Origin of the sequence: Bradyrhizobium sp. ORS 285 (genome assembly GCF_900176205.1) — a bacterium.
Classification (GTDB): Bacteria; Pseudomonadota; Alphaproteobacteria; order Rhizobiales; family Xanthobacteraceae; genus Bradyrhizobium.
Genome location: NZ_LT859959.1, coordinates 1,775,924 through 1,791,839, shown reverse-complemented (window position 1 = coordinate 1,791,839; position 15,916 = coordinate 1,775,924). Strand labels below are relative to the sequence as shown.

Annotated in this window: 22 protein-coding genes; 7 read left to right on the top strand and 15 right to left on the bottom strand. The window is 65.4% G+C overall.

Features of this window, described 5'->3' with window-relative positions; all coding sequences use genetic code 11:
- Positions 1-54: 54 nt before the first annotated feature.
- Positions 55-411, top strand: a complete 357-nt coding sequence (locus BRAD285_RS08195; protein WP_006609748.1) for a hypothetical protein — start codon at positions 55-57, stop codon at positions 409-411.
- A 59-nt stretch (positions 412-470) separates the two neighbouring features.
- Here BRAD285_RS08195 and BRAD285_RS08190 read toward each other — a convergent pair whose 3' ends face one another.
- Together BRAD285_RS08190 and BRAD285_RS08185 are read right to left on the bottom strand one after the other, a co-directional pair.
- Positions 471-1,070, bottom strand: coding sequence for a DUF6456 domain-containing protein (locus BRAD285_RS08190; protein WP_006609747.1), 600 nt, complete (start codon positions 1,068-1,070; stop codon positions 471-473).
- 52 nt (positions 1,071-1,122) lie between these two features.
- A complete protein-coding gene (locus BRAD285_RS08185) occupies positions 1,123-1,656 on the bottom strand; it encodes a GcrA family cell cycle regulator (protein ID WP_006609746.1) in 534 nt (177 codons plus the stop codon).
- 151 nt (positions 1,657-1,807) lie between these two features.
- Here BRAD285_RS08185 and BRAD285_RS08180 point away from each other — a divergent pair, with 151 nt between their 5' ends.
- Complete coding sequence (locus tag BRAD285_RS08180) at positions 1,808-2,425, top strand: helix-turn-helix transcriptional regulator (protein ID WP_006609745.1); 618 nt, start codon at positions 1,808-1,810, stop codon at positions 2,423-2,425.
- A 135-nt stretch (positions 2,426-2,560) separates the two neighbouring features.
- Positions 2,561-2,839, top strand: a complete 279-nt coding sequence (locus BRAD285_RS08175) for a hypothetical protein (protein WP_006609744.1) — start codon at positions 2,561-2,563, stop codon at positions 2,837-2,839.
- Between the two features lie 64 nt (positions 2,840-2,903).
- On the opposite strand, the gene BRAD285_RS08170 is transcribed toward BRAD285_RS08175, so the two are convergent.
- Positions 2,904-3,878, bottom strand: a complete 975-nt coding sequence (locus BRAD285_RS08170; RefSeq protein WP_006609743.1) for a quinone oxidoreductase — start codon at positions 3,876-3,878, stop codon at positions 2,904-2,906.
- A 208-nt stretch (positions 3,879-4,086) separates the two neighbouring features.
- Here BRAD285_RS08170 and BRAD285_RS08165 point away from each other — a divergent pair, with 208 nt between their 5' ends.
- Both BRAD285_RS08165 and BRAD285_RS08160 read left to right on the top strand, forming a co-directional pair.
- Complete coding sequence (locus tag BRAD285_RS08165; protein WP_006609742.1) at positions 4,087-4,347, top strand: hypothetical protein; 261 nt, start codon at positions 4,087-4,089, stop codon at positions 4,345-4,347.
- 137 nt (positions 4,348-4,484) lie between these two features.
- Complete coding sequence (locus tag BRAD285_RS08160; protein ID WP_006609741.1) at positions 4,485-4,811, top strand: multidrug efflux SMR transporter; 327 nt, start codon at positions 4,485-4,487, stop codon at positions 4,809-4,811.
- Here BRAD285_RS08160 and BRAD285_RS08155 read toward each other — a convergent pair.
- On the bottom strand, positions 4,768-5,706 hold the full coding sequence (locus tag BRAD285_RS08155) for a YbhN family protein (protein ID WP_244422036.1): 939 nt from the start codon (positions 5,704-5,706) through the stop codon (positions 4,768-4,770). The genes BRAD285_RS08160 and BRAD285_RS08155 overlap by 44 nt on opposite strands.
- Positions 5,707-6,106: 400 nt before the next feature.
- Here BRAD285_RS08155 and BRAD285_RS08150 point away from each other — a divergent pair, with 400 nt between their 5' ends.
- Complete coding sequence (locus tag BRAD285_RS08150; protein ID WP_006609739.1) at positions 6,107-6,328, top strand: hypothetical protein; 222 nt, start codon at positions 6,107-6,109, stop codon at positions 6,326-6,328.
- Positions 6,329-6,377: 49 nt separating this feature from the next.
- On the opposite strand, the gene BRAD285_RS08145 is transcribed toward BRAD285_RS08150, so the two are convergent.
- Genes BRAD285_RS08145 through phnG form a run of 9 tightly spaced genes read right to left on the bottom strand, consistent with a single transcriptional unit; the run spans position 6,378 to position 13,332 of the window.
- On the bottom strand, positions 6,378-6,989 hold the full coding sequence (locus tag BRAD285_RS08145) for a pyridoxamine 5'-phosphate oxidase family protein (RefSeq protein ID WP_006609738.1): 612 nt from the start codon (positions 6,987-6,989) through the stop codon (positions 6,378-6,380).
- Entirely contained in the window at positions 6,967-7,611 is a 645-nt protein-coding gene (gene phnN / locus BRAD285_RS08140) for a phosphonate metabolism protein/1,5-bisphosphokinase (PRPP-forming) PhnN (RefSeq protein ID WP_006609737.1), read from the bottom strand. Before phnN ends, BRAD285_RS08145 begins: the two co-directional genes overlap by 23 nt.
- Positions 7,608-8,765: an alpha-D-ribose 1-methylphosphonate 5-triphosphate diphosphatase gene (locus BRAD285_RS08135; RefSeq protein ID WP_006609736.1), complete on the bottom strand. Its 1,158-nt coding sequence runs from the start codon at positions 8,763-8,765 to the stop codon at positions 7,608-7,610. Before BRAD285_RS08135 ends, phnN begins: the two co-directional genes overlap by 4 nt.
- 15 nt (positions 8,766-8,780) lie before the next feature.
- Positions 8,781-9,479: a phosphonate C-P lyase system protein PhnL gene (gene phnL, locus BRAD285_RS08130; RefSeq protein ID WP_035644669.1), complete on the bottom strand. Its 699-nt coding sequence runs from the start codon at positions 9,477-9,479 to the stop codon at positions 8,781-8,783.
- A gap of 11 nt (positions 9,480-9,490) precedes the next feature.
- Positions 9,491-10,285 (bottom strand): phosphonate C-P lyase system protein PhnK, encoded by a 795-nt coding sequence (gene phnK / locus BRAD285_RS08125; RefSeq protein WP_006609734.1) that lies wholly within the window; start codon positions 10,283-10,285, stop codon positions 9,491-9,493.
- The gene (locus tag BRAD285_RS08120) at positions 10,278-11,162 is read right to left on the bottom strand and encodes an alpha-D-ribose 1-methylphosphonate 5-phosphate C-P-lyase PhnJ (protein WP_006609733.1); all 885 of its coding nucleotides are present in this window, start codon (positions 11,160-11,162) and stop codon (positions 10,278-10,280) included. Before BRAD285_RS08120 ends, phnK begins: the two co-directional genes overlap by 8 nt.
- Positions 11,159-12,262 carry a carbon-phosphorus lyase complex subunit PhnI gene (locus BRAD285_RS08115; protein WP_006609732.1) on the bottom strand — a complete coding sequence of 368 codons (1,104 nt, stop codon included), beginning with the start codon at positions 12,260-12,262 and terminating at the stop codon, positions 11,159-11,161. The genes BRAD285_RS08120 and BRAD285_RS08115 overlap by 4 nt, the downstream gene beginning before the upstream one ends.
- Before the next feature lie 3 nt (positions 12,263-12,265).
- Positions 12,266-12,877: a phosphonate C-P lyase system protein PhnH gene (gene phnH / locus BRAD285_RS08110; RefSeq protein WP_006609731.1), complete on the bottom strand. Its 612-nt coding sequence runs from the start codon at positions 12,875-12,877 to the stop codon at positions 12,266-12,268.
- Positions 12,877-13,332, bottom strand: a complete 456-nt coding sequence (phnG, locus tag BRAD285_RS08105) for a phosphonate C-P lyase system protein PhnG (RefSeq protein ID WP_006609730.1) — start codon at positions 13,330-13,332, stop codon at positions 12,877-12,879. The genes phnH and phnG overlap by 1 nt, the downstream gene beginning before the upstream one ends.
- A 119-nt stretch (positions 13,333-13,451) precedes the next feature.
- Here phnG and phnF point away from each other — a divergent pair, with 119 nt between their 5' ends.
- Entirely contained in the window at positions 13,452-14,177 is a 726-nt protein-coding gene (gene phnF, locus BRAD285_RS08100) for a phosphonate metabolism transcriptional regulator PhnF (RefSeq protein ID WP_006609729.1), read from the top strand.
- A 6-nt stretch (positions 14,178-14,183) separates the two neighbouring features.
- Here phnF and phnE (BRAD285_RS08095) read toward each other — a convergent pair whose 3' ends face one another.
- Both phnE (BRAD285_RS08095) and phnE (BRAD285_RS08090) read right to left on the bottom strand, forming a co-directional pair.
- Positions 14,184-15,032, bottom strand: coding sequence for a phosphonate ABC transporter, permease protein PhnE (gene phnE / locus BRAD285_RS08095; RefSeq protein WP_006609728.1), 849 nt, complete (start codon positions 15,030-15,032; stop codon positions 14,184-14,186).
- Positions 15,029-15,913 (bottom strand): phosphonate ABC transporter, permease protein PhnE, encoded by an 885-nt coding sequence (gene phnE, locus BRAD285_RS08090; protein WP_006609727.1) that lies wholly within the window; start codon positions 15,911-15,913, stop codon positions 15,029-15,031. Before phnE (BRAD285_RS08090) ends, phnE (BRAD285_RS08095) begins: the two co-directional genes overlap by 4 nt.
- Positions 15,914-15,916: the final 3 nt, after the last annotated feature.

Here is a 15,916-nt window from a genome sequence, read left to right as displayed (position 1 = left end):
CAGAAACCAATGCGTGCACACTGACAGACGCGACGAAGACGAACAGGAGCCTCCATGACTTCAGCACTGACACGCACGATGTTTGGCACGCTTGCGCTGCTCGCGCTATCGACGGCAGCGGCGAGCGCCGGGGATGGCCGGACGTCGCTGTTCAAGATCGTCACGGTCAAGGACGAGATCGTCATCGGTCTCGACAGCGACGAGATGGCGGCGATCGGCGGCAGCGATGCCAGTGCAGTTGCGCACGCTTTGGCAAACAAGGGCGACCTCTCGGCGTGGCAGTACAACGTCCACCGCGGACCGAATGGCGAGCTGCAGATGACGCCGTCGGCCAAGATCGGCCTGCTGTCGCATGCGTCGCTCCGCGTCGAACCCTACAGCACGACCTATACGGTGACGCCGCATCCCTGAGCTAGGCGATGCACCGACGCCGCCGTGCCGATGGCACGACGGCGATCCGGCGGGCGTCGTCAGTTTCGCACAGGGTAGTCCGATCGCATCCCCTGGTGATGCTTGCTGGCCACGCGGTCGGTGGCAAAGCCGTAGACGACGGCCAGCCGATCCAGACATTCCTTGAAGCGGCGGGCGAAATAGTCATTCCAGCGCTGGCTGGCGAGGCCCCGCTTGTGACCGACCTGCTCCATCGTCAGACCCTGCACCAGGACATCATGGGTGATCGCCGCCCCGTCGGCCCCGAGCTCGCGCTCGGCCCGGTTCAGCCGCAGCACGGCTTGCCGTTGGCCTTCGGTCACCGGCTCACGCCCCCTTGCGCCGTCGACATGCTCGCGCGAGGGGTCGATGGCCTGCGGCCCCCGCTCGGCCCGCTCCCAATCGTGCTGGAAAGCCCGACCGGCCCGGAATTGGGCGTCGTCGAGCTGCTTATGCGCATGCAGCCGGCCGAGCGGATCGCTGCGGACCGATCGCAGCGCCACGATCTTCTCGCCCGGCTCGAGCGCCAGCGGATCGTCGATCTCCACCGGAATCACGTCAGCATTCAACGGCAGGTCGCGAGCTCTGCGGTCATGGTTTTTGGCCGTGCGATAGGGCTTGCCGCGTCTGGGGCGCGCCATGTCTCGTCTCCGGAAAATGGAAGGGGTCAGGTGGGGTCGGATTTGCCGCGACTTACGCGGCCGCGACCAGCCGCAGGATCAAAGGGCCGGCGGGGCGCACCACGGTCTCCTCGGGCGGAAGCCGTGTCAGATGGTAATGCGGCGTGCAATAGCACGAGCCGGGCTGGCGCGGATGGCCGCAAAAGGTGATCGGATCGCCGTCGCGGTCGCCGCCATAGGGGTAGTGGCAATCGTTGGGTTCGAGCTGGTCGAGCGACAGCAGCCGCGGGCTGATGCCGACGCAGCGCAGCTTGACCGGCGCGCGGGGCTTGGATGGAGCCGAAATCGGCCGCGCCGCCGCCGCCTCCGCGCTTCGCCGCCCGGCTCGGCTCGCCGCGGACATCGGCCGGGGATCGGATCGCGCGGCTTTCGGCCCGCCGGGCGCGATCAGCCCGATCCGCTTGCCGCGGCCGAGCGTCGCGTTCCGCGTATAGGCGGTTCCGAACTGCTTGTTGAGGGCGCGCGCGATCTCGGCATAGGACCGCCCCTGGGCATGAAGCTCGCACAGCATCTTGGAATGTTGGTCTGGCCAATCGGTGGATTGCATTCTCGCCTCTTTCTTCGGGGTCGGGGCCGCCGGACCGGCCGGCAGCACCCGACGGCCAAATCTTCCGATATTCCGAAGAAAAAGTCAAGCTTGAATTCTGATAATGCGAAACATATACTGCTTTCCGAGATTCGCAAAAGGGGTCAAAGCCATGTTGGACGTCGCCATGATCGAGCGTGCACTCGAGAAGCCGGGAAAGACCAAGGGAGGATTGGCACGCGCCATGGGCGTGCGCCCCGGCGCGGTCTCCGAGATCCTCGGAGGCCAGCGCCTGATCAAGGCGGCCGAAATCCCCCTGATCACGGAGTATCTGGAGCTGAACTCCGTGCCGATCATGGGACGCGTCGGCGCCGGCTCGGTGATCGAGCCGGATTACGAGCAGGTGCCGCTCGAGGGGCTCGGCGAGGTCGCCCTGCCCTTCCCCATCTCCGAAGAGACGGTCGCCTTCGAGGTGATGGGTGATTCGATGCTGCCGAAATACGAAAGTGGCGACGTGATCGTCGTCTACAAGGAGCAGCGCCACCCGCTGTCGAGCTTCTACGGCGAGGAGGCCGTGGTTCGGCTGAAGTCCGGCGAGCGCTATCTGAAGACGATCGAGCGCGGCAAGTCGCCGTCCGTGGTCAATCTGAAGAGCTTCAATGCCAAGCCGATCGTCGGCGTGAAGCTGGACTGGATCGGCGAGATCTTCGTCACGCTGCCGCGCGGCCAGATCTCGCGCATCCGGGCCAAGGCGGCGGCGAAGTCGCGCGCCCGCGCAGCCAACAAGTAAGGCTCGAGGCGGTCGCGGGGAGAGCCGACGCGCTCCCCGCCGGCTCCCTGCCCAGGTCCGAATCGGCCTTGACAAATTTCCGATTTACAGAAATAATGGCGCGATCACAGTCAGCCGAAGGCGAACTGGCGCTCCATGCAGTATTTCGTCGTGATGATCGACTACGGTTGCCGCGGACGCGAGGCCGTGGTCGATCCTGAATTGACCCGGCGCGATGTCGTCGCCCGGATCATGTCGGGCGAGTATTCCAACATCAGCTTCATCCACGAGATCGTCGGCCAATCCGTCGCCGACATCACCGCGGACCTCATGTCCGAGGCTGCGGTCCCGGAAATCGACGGCCCGGGGGCGGACCTGCAGGCCGTGCGGTTTGATCATTTGCGTGATCTCCGCAAGCACGAGCCGGCCGGCTGACCGGCCAGGGCTGGCGGACGGACCCGCATGGGCGGCCGGCCGCCAACCACACTCCCGCGCTTGTTCAGACCAGCAGGACAGTGGAACCGGTGGTCTTGCGCGCCGCGAGATCGGCGTGAGCCCTCGCCGCCTCCTTGAGCGGATAGGTCTGGTTGACCTCGATCTTCACCGCGCCCGACTTCACGACGTCGAACAGCTCGTTGGCCATCGCGACCAGGCTCTCGCGCCGGGCGGCATAGGTGAACAGCGTCGGCCGGGTGACGAACAGCGAGCCCTTCTGCGCGAGCAGGCCGAGATTGAGCGGATCGACCGTGCCGGAGGACTGGCCGAACAACACTGCGTAGCCGAGCGGAGCGAGGCAATCGAGCGACTTCAGGAACGTGTCCTTGCCGACGGAGTCATAGACCACCGGCACTTTCCTGCCGCCGGTGATCTCGTTCACGCGCGCCACGAAGTCCTCGCGGCTGTAGACGATGGTATGCTCACAGCCATGCGCCTTGGCCAGTTGCGCCTTGTCGTCGCTGGACACGGTGCCGATGACGGTGACGCCGAGATGCTTGGCCCATTGGCTGAGGATCAGCCCGACGCCGCCGGCGGCGGCATGCAGCAGGATGGTCTCGCCCGCCTTGACGCGGTAGGTCTGCCGGATCAGGTATTGCGCCGTCAGGCCCTTCAGCATCATCGCGGCCGCGGTCTTGTCATCGATCTCATCGGGCAGCTTCAGCAGCAGCGCGGCCGGCATCAGCCGCGCCTCGGAATAGGCGCCAAGCGGCGACGAGCCATAGGCGACGCGGTCGCCGACCTTCAGGTCCGTCACGCCTTCGCCCAGTTCCTCGACCACGCCGGCGCCCTCGCTGCCCAGGCCGCTCGGAAGCTGCACCGGATAGAGGCCCGACCGGTTGTAGATGTCGATGAAATTGAGTCCGACCGCCGTGTGGCGAATGCGCGCCTCGCCGGGCCCCGGCTTGCCGACCTCGACCTGCTCCCAAGTGAGGACCTCGGGGCCGCCAGTTTTGTGAAAGCGAATGGCGTTCGTCATCTGTTGCTCATCCTCCCTGCTGGAGCCTCACGGTCACGCCGCTCTGCCGCGGTTGTTGTTCTGCCTGCATCGGCACCGTCGGCTCATTAGGTAGCCGCTCACCACGCCCCCTGGCAACCGCCTTCGATGCGGCCTCGATCGCTGGAGCGCTCGCCAGGAACCCCGTCCGCCGTTCCCGCGTTCACCGGCCAACAGCGAGGACCGCCTCATGCCGCCGAAAAAACGCAGTGCCGTGGTCAGCCCGGCCATCCTGATCGAGCTCGCCTGTCACACGTTCATGGGGACCGCGCTGGGGCTTGGCTTTGCGTTCGCCCTGACACAGGTCGATGCGTTCGGCATCTCCACTCTCATCGCCCACAGCCTCGACCCGCACATGACGTTCGTCGTGTTTGTCGGCACGTTCACGCTGGCCTTTGCGGTCGGGGCAAGCCTGACCGGCTTCGTGTTCACGATGATGCAGGAGCGGTAGTTTCAGACGGATTCGTCCTCGGCGCTGTCACATGCGCGTCGTGCAAAGATTGCAGATGAGCGGCATTCGGATCGCGTGGAGACCAGAATGCCCGGACCATCGCGTGCGATTACTCCGCCGTTGAAGAGCCCGCGGCCATGACGAGCGGCTGGCTCGCACTCCTGGCCGCAGGCCTGCTCGAAATCGTCTGGGCGCTTGGTCTCAAGCATTCCGACGGCCTGACCCGCTTCTGGCCGAGTCTCGGAACCGTTGTCGCGATCCTGCTCAGCTTTGCGATGATGTCGCTCGCCTTGCGGTCACTACCGTTCGGCACCGCCTACGCAGTCTGGACGGGCATTGGCGCTGCCGGAAGCATTGTCGTCGGGATGTGGCTGTACAGCGAGCCGGCTGATCCCATGCGACTGCTCTGCCTGACGCTGATCATTGCCGGCATGGTGGGGCTGAAGCTGAACTCGCCGGTCTGACCGCCCCGCCTTCTCGCCAGCTTCGGCGAAGCTCGATGCCGCCGAATAGCGACAGCGACAACACGAACGGGATCAGGTGATAAAGGATGCGGAACATCAGCAGCGCCGCAAGCAGCTGATCCTGGTCATCGCCCCCGAGCCCGAGCATGATCGTGGCATCGAACAGCCCGATGCCGGCCGGTGCGTGACTGGCGAAGCCAAGCAGGGTTGCCGCAATGAGCACGGCCATCAGCCGCGCAACATCGATGCCGAGTTCGGCCGGTATCAGGACATACATGGCGAGCGCCGCGGTGCTGAGATCGAACAATCCGATCAGGATCTGCAGCAACACCGTCGGTCCTGATGGCAATCGCAACCGCCATCGTTGGCTGCGTCGTCCAGGCCAGCTCCAGATGACAAACACGAGAATGCCGCACAGCAGCGCCGCCGCGATCAGCCTGTTGAGCGTCGGGGGCCAATACTCCACCCAGCCGAACGCATCGGGATCGATCATCAAACTGAGACCGAGCGCGGTCAGATTGCCGAGCCAGAACGTCAGGCCCGTGAGGACGCTGATCTTGGCGATGTCGAGCGCGCGGAGCTTGTAAGGCGCGTAGACGCGATAGCGAACCAGCGGAGAGATCAACGCGACCGCGCCGATGCCATGGGCAATCGGATAGCTCGTGAAGCTGCCAACGGCCGCTGCACGAAACGGGATGTCCTTGCGACCGATCGTGCGGAGAGCAAAGAGGTCATAGAATGTCAGCCCGCCATAGGAGAGCGCGATCAACACCAACGCGAGAGCGATGAGCTTCGGATCGGTCGCCTCTGCGGTTGCGATCACATGATCGATATCGAGCTTCTTGACGGCACGGGTGAGCACGGCGATCGCGATCGCCGCAATCACGAGGCTCATCGTCAATCCCGCCAGACCACGCAGCCAGGCCCTTCGGTTCAGCTGCGGTGGCAGGTCATCGTTCGGCACGGCCATTCAGTGGATCTTCGTGCCGAAGCGATACGCGCCGGCTGATTCGAGCGGGACAATGGCGCCGTTTGACACGCTGATGTGACAGCTGCGTTACCGATCGATCTCGCTACGCAAATCTTAAGACGTCGTTAACCACGAGCAACTCGCATGCTGCGCCGCGCATCACATATCGACGCTGCATTGCACATTGCGGATCATTCAAATTTGAATTAATCGCTGCGCCCTTCGCGCGTAATGAGTGAGCCGTATCACTACGGATGCACAGCGGTCGCATCTTCGTCACGCTGTCTTCCTAAGACGTGTGAGCCACAACAAGCTTCGAGGCAACATGAACGCGGAATTCGATCACGAACTCACGCCGGATCAGTGGGAGACGCTCAAGGCGCTCCGCGGTCCCGTGCGCGAAGGCCGTCGGCCGAACGGCTTCATCGTCGGACAGCTCGTTGCGCTCGGGCTCGCCGTCATCAGCGACAGCGCAGCGCAGATCACGCCCGATGGACGGAAGGTCCTCATTCGCGGCTCGTCACGCCTGCTCGACGTCGCTGCCTGATCGGCTGCGGCTGTCACTCCTATCAAGGCGGACGGCCGCAGTTCGGCCTTCACCACATCGACTTCCGCGCACGATCGGGCCATTCGCGATCGTACTCTTCGCCATCGACGGCGTTGGCCGTCATTGCGGCGAGGATCTGCCCAGGAGATGGAATCTCCTGGCGATCGACGCGCTTGTCGGGGTTCCAGAGATCGGCACGCACGATCGCGCGGGCGCATTGAAAATAGATCTCGTCGATCGTCATGACGAGCACGGTGCGCGGCAGCTTGCCTTCCATGCGGAACGATTCGAGCAGCTCCGCATCGGTCGACAAGTGACCTCGGCCATTGACGCGCAGCGTGTTGCCCGATCCCGGAATCAGGAACAACAAACCGATCCGCGGGTCGCGCACGATGTTGCGCAGTGAATCGACGCGATTATTGCCGCGACGATCGGGCATCATCAGCGTCTTGTCGTCATGGATGCGAACGAAGCCGGGAAGATCCCCGCGCGGCGAACAATCAAGCCCTTCCGGACCTGATGTCGCGAGCGCGACGAAGGGCGATTTTTCGATCATCACGCGATAATGCGGTGTCACCCGATCAGCAACTTTGGCCGTCGACGTCAGCCCGGTCTCGCCGTAGATCGCCTCGAGTTGCTCAATCGTGGTGATGATCGACATCCGTGCCAACTCCTTTTGCCGCGGCCATGGCTCTGCCGTTCGATCCCCTGATCACCTCGATCAGCCTGCGCCCATGTGTCGCGGGGTCGCCGACATTGTTGATCGTGACGTCTGCGGTCACCGTCTCATTACTGACGGTCCGGTGCAGCCGTTCGCCGATGTCCGTGTCGCTCGGGCGATGCCGCTTACCGAGGCGTTCTGCGAGGACCTCGGCCGGCGCCGTAATGTTCACCACGACGACCTCGGCATAGTCGCGCCGCGCCGATGGGATGACGGTTCGCGACACGTTGACGACGACGGTACGGCCCGCGGCGATGTCATCCCTGAGCTTGCGCGGGACGCCATAGCAATGTCCATGCGCGTCCCAATGCAGCGCGAATGCGCCGGCCGCGAGAGCCTCGCGAAACGCGACCTCGCTCATTTCCAGATTGTCCTCGAACGCCGAGGCCTCGCGGGTCACGACCCGCTGCGGAAACACGATGCGATCATCGCCAGCACATTCGCGCCGCGCCAGATTGAGCAGCGTGTCCTTGCCGGCGCCGCTCGGTCCGACCACGAGCACCAGCCGTCCGGGCCCCAGTGGCGTGTGCTGATCATCGGAGCCAGTCGACGCCACGCTCATGCCACCCGCTGCCCTTCCCGCCAGACGCTGCGTACCACAGCGTGATCGCCGGCGACATGGACACGGATCAGGTCCGCGCGCTTGCCGGCTGCGATCTCGCCCCGGTCATGCAGCCCCACCGCGTCAGCCGGTGCCTTGGTGACGGTCCGAACCGCGGCAGCGAGATCGATCGCCGGCACACGCTGTGGCAGTTGCAGCGCGCCCATCAGCAGGCTCGAGGGCACGTAGTCGGATGACAGAATATCCAGCAGCCCCTCGCGCGCGAGATCCACGGCGGCAATGTTTCCGGAATGCGAGCCACCGCGGACCACGTTGGGCGCGCCCATCAGAATGCTGATGCCAGCCTCGTGCAGCCCGCGCGCGGCCTCCATGGTGGTCGGAAACTCAGCGACGGCGATGCCGTCCTTGATCGCGTCGGCAACGTTCTCGTCGGTGGTATCGTCATGGCTGGCAAGCGGCACGTCATGAGTCTTGGCCAGCGCAACGATGTCGCGCATGTTCGCCGCCGCATAGGCCTGCTGATAGGCGAAGCGCCGCGCGAACATGACGTCAAGCTCCGCATCGGTCTTGCCGCCGCTCTTGCCGCGGTAATAGTCGCGCAGCTTGCCCTCGTCGCGAAACTGGCGCTGACCCGGCGTGTGGTCCATCAGCGACATCAGTCGGACGTCCGGCCGGCCCGCCAACTGCTTCGCCTCCTCGACCACTGTCGGCATCGGTACCTCACAGCGCAGGTGCAGGAAGTGATCGGCGCGCAGCAGCCGCGCGTCGCGGGCCTGCGCGATCGCATCCGCCAGCACATTGGCCTGACCGTCGACGCCTTCCGCGCCCTCCTCGCTCCAGACCCGCAGCGAGTCCAGAACGGTCGTGATGCCTGCCGTCGCCAGCTGCCCATCATAGGAAATGACCGCGGCCACCGGATCCCAATACACCTTCGGCCGAGGCACGAAATGCGCCTCGAGGTGATCGGTGTGCAGTTCGATGAGCCCCGGCATCAGCAGATCACCGCCGGCGTCATGACTGCCGGTCGGCGCCGCGCCCTCACCGACATCGGCGATCCGGCCACCGGCCATCGCCACCCAGCCCTGCTCGATGACGCGGTCCGCGAGGACCAGCCGGGCGTTACCTATCACGGTGTCGGACATGTTCGCGCTCATCTGCTCCTCTGCCTTCTACGCCGCCGCTGCGAACGTCGTCACATCGACGGTACGGTCTGCGATCTGCTCACGGATATCATCATCGTGCACGATCGCAATCATCGCGACGCCGGCCTTCTTTTTCGCCGCAATCAGATCGACCACCACGGCCCGGTTCGCCGCGTCCAGCGAGGCCGTCGGCTCGTCGAGCAGCAGGATCGGGAGATCGGAGATGAAGCCGCGCGCGATGTTGACGCGCTGCTGCTCACCGCCGGAGAACGTCGAGGGCGGCAGCGACCACAGCCGCTCTGGGATATTCAACCGGTTCAACAAGCCGCCAGCACGCGCCCGTGCGTCATCGCGTGCGACACCCGCCGCGAGCAGCGGCTCGGCCACCACATCGAGCGCGGCCACGCGCGGCACGGCGCGCAAGAACTGGCTGACATAGCCGATGGTCTGTCGCCGTGCATTGAGCACCAGACGCGGCTCGGCGCCGGCGAGATCCGTCATCTCGCCCTGATGACGGACGCTGATGCGGCCGCCATCACAGCGGTAGTTGCCGAAGATCATCTTCAGGATCGACGACTTGCCCGCGCCTGAAGGTCCGGACAGCACGACGCACTCGCCGGCCGCGACCTGGAACGAGACGCCCTGCACCACGGGCAGCGTGATGCCGCCCTGCAGGTGCATGGTGAAGGTCTTCCTGGCATTCTCAACGTTGAGCATCACAGTCATTGCTTTCACGCTCACGCCGGCAGGATGGAAGACACGAGAAGCTGGGTGTAGGGCTCGCGCGGATCGTCGAGCACCTGATCGGTCAGGCCGGTCTCGATCACCCGCCCCTCCTTCATGACCATCACACGATGGGACAACAGCCGCGCCACGGCAAGGTCATGCGTGACCACGATCGCGGCGAGACCGAGTTCGGTGACCAGGCTGCGCATAAGGTCGAGCAGCCGCGCCTGGACGGAGACGTCGAGCCCGCCGGTCGGCTCGTCCATGAACACGAGCCGCGGCTCGGTCACCAGGTTGCGCGCGATCTGCAAACGCTGCCGCATGCCGCCGGAATAGGTCCGCGGCGCATCGTCGATGCGGGCCGTGTCGATCTCGACCCGCTCCAGCCAGGACGATGCCGTCTGTCGGATTCGCCCGTAATTATTCCAGCCGACGGCCATCAGCCGCTCGCCGACATTGGCACCGGCGGAGACGGCCATGCGCAGGCCCGCGGCCGGGTCCTGATGCACATAGCCCCAGTCGGTGCGGAACAGGAAACGGCGCTCGGCCTCGCCGAGCTCTGCGAGATCACGCAGCACGCCATCTCGCATGCGGTAAGAGACGCGGCCGCCGGTCGGCGCGAGCTGCGCCGACAGCATCTGCAGCAGCGTCGACTTGCCCGAGCCGGATTCACCGACGATCGCGAGCACCTCGCCGGGATAGAGCACGAAGGACACGTCGCGGCAGGCCGCGAGCCGGCCGTAGCTCTTGGTCAGCCCCTCGGCGACGAGCAGCGGCTGATCCGGTGCGCCGGTCACCTCAACCATGGGCCGCCTCCTTGTGCGGAGCGGCGCTCTCCACGCCGCGATGTCCGGCCGCCTGGCGACCCTCGCAGTAATCAGTGTCGGAGCAGACGAACATGCGGCTGCCCTTGTCGTCGGTCACGATCTCGTCGAGATACGAATCCTCCGCGCCGCACAGCGCACACGGCGCGTCGAATTTGTAGCGCGTGAACGGATGGTCCTCGAAATCGAGCGAGACCACCGACGTATAGGGCGGAATGGCGTAGATGCGCTTCTCGCGCCCTGCGCCGAACAGCTGTAGCGCCGGGCAATTGTCCATCTTCGGATTGTCGAACTTCGGCGTCGGTGACGGGTCCATCACATAGCGCGCATTGACCTTGACCGGATAGGCATAGGACGTGGCGATGTGGCCGAAGCGCGCAATGTCCTCGTACAGCTTGACGTGCATCAGCCCGTATTCGGCCAGCGCATGCATGCGGCGCGTCTCGGTCTCGCGCGGCTCGAGAAACCGCAGCGGCTCCGGAATCGGCACCTGATAGACCAGCACCTGCCCCGCGCGCAGCGGCGCCTCGGGAATACGATGGCGGGTCTGGATCACGGTCGCAGCGTCCGTCGAGGTCGTGGTCTCCACGCCCGCCGTCTTGGCGAAGAACTTGCGGATCGAGATCGCGTTCGTCGTGTCGTCCGAGCCCTGGTCGATCACCTTGAGCACATCCTTGGGACCAAGGATGGCTGCAGTGACCTGAACGCCGCCCGTGCCCCAGCCATAAGGCATCGGCATCTCGCGGCTTGCGAACGGCACCTGGTAGCCAGGGATCGCGATCGCCTTGAGGATCGCGCGGCGGATCATCCGCTTGGTCTGCTCGTCGAGATAGGCGAAGTTGTAGGTGGGCGCATTCATTCCGCAGCCTCCTTCAGCGCGGGAGCGGCGTTGGCCTCGGCGAACTCCTGACGCAGCTTGCGCAGCAGGCCGAGCTCGGACTGGAAGTCGACGTAATGCGGCAGCTTCAGGTGCTCGACGAAGCCGGTCGCCTGGACATTGTCGGAGTGCGACATCACGAACTCCTCGTCCTGCGCCGGCGCGATCAAATCCTCACCAAGCTCGCGCGCGCGCAGCGCGCGATCGACCAGGGCCATCGACATCGTCTTGCGCTCGCTCTGGCCAAATGCCAGTCCATAGCCACGCGTAAAACATGGCGGCTCCGTCGCGGAGCCCTTGAACTGATTGACCATCTGGCATTCGGTCAGTTCGATCGATCCGAGCGGCACGGCGAAGCCGATCTCCTCGGCAAAGAACTCGACTTCGACCTCGCCGAAGCGGATCTCGCCGGCGAACGGATGGTTGCGGCCGTAGCCGCGCTGGGTCGAGTATCCCAGCGCGAGCAGGAAGCCCTCGTCGCCGCGCGCGAGATTCTGCAATCGCAGATCCCGGCCTGCGGGAAAGCTCAGCGGATCTCGCGTGAGATCGCCGACTGGCGCGTCTTCCTTTGCCACAGGAGACGGCTCGATCAGCCCATCATGTCCGAGGATGTCCGTCACGCGTGGCATCGGCACGTCGGACGTCGCGGCGAGCGCGGGATCCTCCGGATTGCCGCCCTGAGCGAGGCTCGGATCGAGCAGCCGATGCGTGTAGTCGAAGGTCGGACCTAGCACTTGCCCGCCCGGAATGTCCTTGAAGGTCGACGAGATCCGCCGCTGCACGCGCATCGCACCGGTATCGACCGGCTCCGTCGCGCCGAAGCGCGGCATGGTGGCGCGGAAGGCGCGGACCAGGAAGATCGCCTCGATCAGATCGCCCCGCGCCTGCTTGATGGCAAGCGCCGCCAGCTCGCGGTCATACAGCGAGCCCTCGCTCATAACGCGATCGACCGCCAGCCCCAGCTGCTCGGAAATCTGCGACAGCGACAGCTCCGGCACGCTGCGATCACCGCGCCGCTCATGCGCCAGGAGCCGGTGCGCATTTTCGATGGCGCGCTCGCCACCCTTGACCGCCACATACATGCGTCAGACTCCTGATGATGCGAGGCGCGTCGTGCGCGGAATGGCGACAAGCGAGCGATCGTCGACCAGGATCACGTCGATGCCGCGCGGAAACAGCGCTTCGTTGATCGACAGCTGCACGAACAGATCGATCGGCTCGATCGTGGCCGTCAGCGCCGTCGTGCCGTCGATGCCTGGACCACGCAGATGAAAAGTCTCTCCGGCCGTGAGGCTCGGCACCTGCATGATCAGAGTCGTCGAGCGATCGGGATATTCTGGAGTCCCCAATGCGAATGAGGCCAAGTCCGGCAGAGCGGCAGGCTCTGCGACCAGCGCGAAGCTCGCGGCGTCCGGCCGCGCGACAATCGGCGCGCCGGTGTGAAACTTCAGCCACGCACTGACATCGGGCGCGCTTGAGAAAGCCTCGTCGAGCCAGAGCGGCGTCTCCTGATCCAGCAAGGTGAGCGCGATGGCCGCAACGCCCGCCATCATCGAGGACGGACCACCAACCTCATCCCGGACCTGCATCACCTGGCCGGGACGCGCCATCGCCTCCATGACGGTGCGGAATGTCGATTGCGCCGACAGCACTTTGTCAGCGAACCCCGGCTGCAGCTCGATCGTCGTCGCCGCCATCACCCTTCTCCCCGCACCATGGTGTAGAAATCCACCCGCGTGGCGGCGGCCTCGGCCGCGCTCTGCTCCCGCCCGGCCTGCATCCGTGCGCGCAGCGGCGCAACGACCTTGGTCTCGATCGCCGGAGCGTGCTCGGGCGACTGCAGCAGCGCATCACACAGCGCGATCAGCCGCGCCTTGTCGCTGTCGCGACCGAGCACGTAGCCGAACCCGACCTGGCCGCTGTCGAGCCGGACGGCCGCGCGCGACACCGTCGCCTCGCCGAGATTGAACGCCGCGCCGTCACCACCGATCCGGCCACGCACCATCACGAGCCCGCTCTCGGCGGCCCGGAGTTCCCGATGCGCCGGCACCTCCAGTTCGGTCATTCGCGCCTCGATTTCAGCCAAAGGAACATGCGCCAACACGCGCATCGCACCCTTTCGACTCTCCTGCAACGCCATCTCGCCGCTCATCACTGGTCCTGATCTTGCCCGGCTCAAGTTGTCTATGATAATAGACAACTTGATAAGAGGACGCCATGACTGTTTGATGACATGGCCGTGATTTTCGCTGGGAGCTGGTTGGAGCCGCAATGAGCATTGAAGACGCCGGATCCGGCGTGGCGTTGTGGCGGCGCGTCGCCGACGGCATCGAGCGCGAGATCGCCGAAGGCCGCTTCCCGGCGGGGACGCGGCTGCCCGGCGAGACCGAGATCGCCGAGAGCTATCGCGTCAACCGCCATACCGTGCGGCGCGCGCTTGCGACCTTAGCCGAACGCGGGCTGGTGCGAGCCGAGCGCGGCAGCGGCACCTATGTCGAGGCCCCTCGCCTGTCCTATCCGCTGCGTTCGCGGACGCGCTTCTCCGAGATCGTCGGCGCAGGCGGCCGCGAGCCACGCGGACAATTGATCGCCGCGACCGAGGAGCCGGCCACGCGCGAGCTCGCACGCGCCTTGGGATTGAAGACCGGCGCGCCGCTGGCGCGCATCGAGGCGCTGCGCTTCGCCGACAAGACGCCGATCTGCGTCAGCACGTCGTTTCTGTCAGCCGAACGATTCCCGGAGGCCGGCCGCATCTTCGCTGCTGTACGCTCCATGACGGCGCTGCTGGCGCATTACGGCATCCGCGACTATCGCCGCGGCTCGACACGCATCACGGCCGCGATCGCCGACGCCAGCGATGCCGCACGGCTGGACCTCGCGCTGGGGCGCCCCGTGCTGGTCGTCGACAGCACCGACATCGACGCCGACGGCACGCCCCTGGTCAGCAAGCGCTCCCGCTTTGCCGCGGAGCGCGTCACCTTCGAGGTAGAGGGCTAGTCCGCCTCAGGCTGCAGCGCGGCGGCCGATGATGGCGAAGCGGAGCCTGTTCGAAATCCAGTCGATGGCGGCGACTGCCACCAGGATCATCAGGATCAGGAACGACACCTTCTGCCATTCGAGCACGCGAATCTGCTCGGCGAGCTGCAGCCCGATGCCGCCGGCGCCGACAATGCCGATGATCGTGGCCGAGCGGGTGTTGGACTCGATGAAATAAAGCACCTGCCCCGCGATGACGGGAAGGACCTGCGGCAGCAGGCCGAAGCGGATCTCATGCAGCGCATTGCCGCCCGCGGCGCGCACGCCCTCGACCTGCTTGCGGTCGGCGCTTTCCATCGCCTCGGAGAACAGCTTGCCGAGCGCGCCGAAATCCGAGACCGCGATCGCGAGCACGCCGGCGAACGGACCGAGGCCGACGACATTGATCCAGACCAGCGCCCAGATCAGCGTATCGACGCCGCGGATGGTGTCGAACAACCGGCGCACCGGGAAGCGGAAGATCGCCGACGGGATGACGTTGCGTGCGGCGAGCAGGCTCACGGGGAACGCGGCGCAGGCAGCCAGCGTGGTGCCGAGCACCGCGATCGACAGCGTCTCTCCGAGGGCCTTGAGATAGATCGGCAGCGACGATCCGGGATCGGGCGGCAGCATCAGCCGCGCGATCCAGCCGAGCTGGCTGAGCCCCGCGAGGATGCGCGAGGGCGAAAAATCCAGATCGACGAGACCGAAGACGAACACCGCAAGCGCCAGCAGCAGCACCACGGGAGTCGCCAGCCGGGCCGACATCGGCCGGTTGAAGATGTGCGGATAGCGCTCGCGCAGCCGCGCGTAGTCATGGGTGTCCTGGAGGCTCATGTCCGCGCCTCCGCGCCGAACAGCCGCCCGCGCAGCCAGCCGGTGCCGATGTCGATCAGGAAGACCGTCACGACGATCATCACCAGAATGGCGCTGACATCCGAATAATAGAACTTGCGGATCGCGACCACGAGCTCCTGGCCGATGCCGCCGGCGCCGACGAACCCCATCACGGAGGCCTCGCGAACGTTGATCTCGAAGCGCAGCAGCGTGTAGCTGGAAAAGCCCGCGATCACTTGCGGCAGCACGGCGAAGCGCATGCAGGACAGCCAGCTCGCGCCGGTGGCTCTGATACCCTCGACCGGCTTCATGTCGGCATTCTCGACCACTTCGGAGAACAGCTTGCCGAGCGCGCCGCTGGAATGGACGGCGATCGCGAGCACGCCGGCAACGGGACCAAGACCGAACGCGATGACGAAGATCAGTGCGAACACGATGCCAGGCACCGTGCGCGCGAATTCGAGCAGCCGGCGCACCGTGAACCGGACCCACGGCGACGGCGAGGTGTTCTCGGCCGCAAGGAAATTGAGGCAGAACGCGACCAGCATGCCCGCGAGCGTGCCGACATAGCTGATCAGCAGCGTCTCACCGAGCAGCTTGATCCACTTCTTGAAGCCCCAGAACCATTCGGGAATATTGGTCCAGACACGGTGACCGTCATCGAGCGTGAAGATGCGATCGAAATAGCTGACGAAATTGCCGAAATACGTGAACAGCGTCGCGAGATTGACCTCGGCGCCGATGGCAGCGACGAGGAGAACGCCCAGGAACACCATCGCCGAGAGCGCCAATCGCAAGCGACGGCGAGAGACAGCCCGGCGATATGCGTCGTTCAACGCATCGAGCTGCTGGCTCGGCAAGATCGAAACCGCGACCGCCATCGG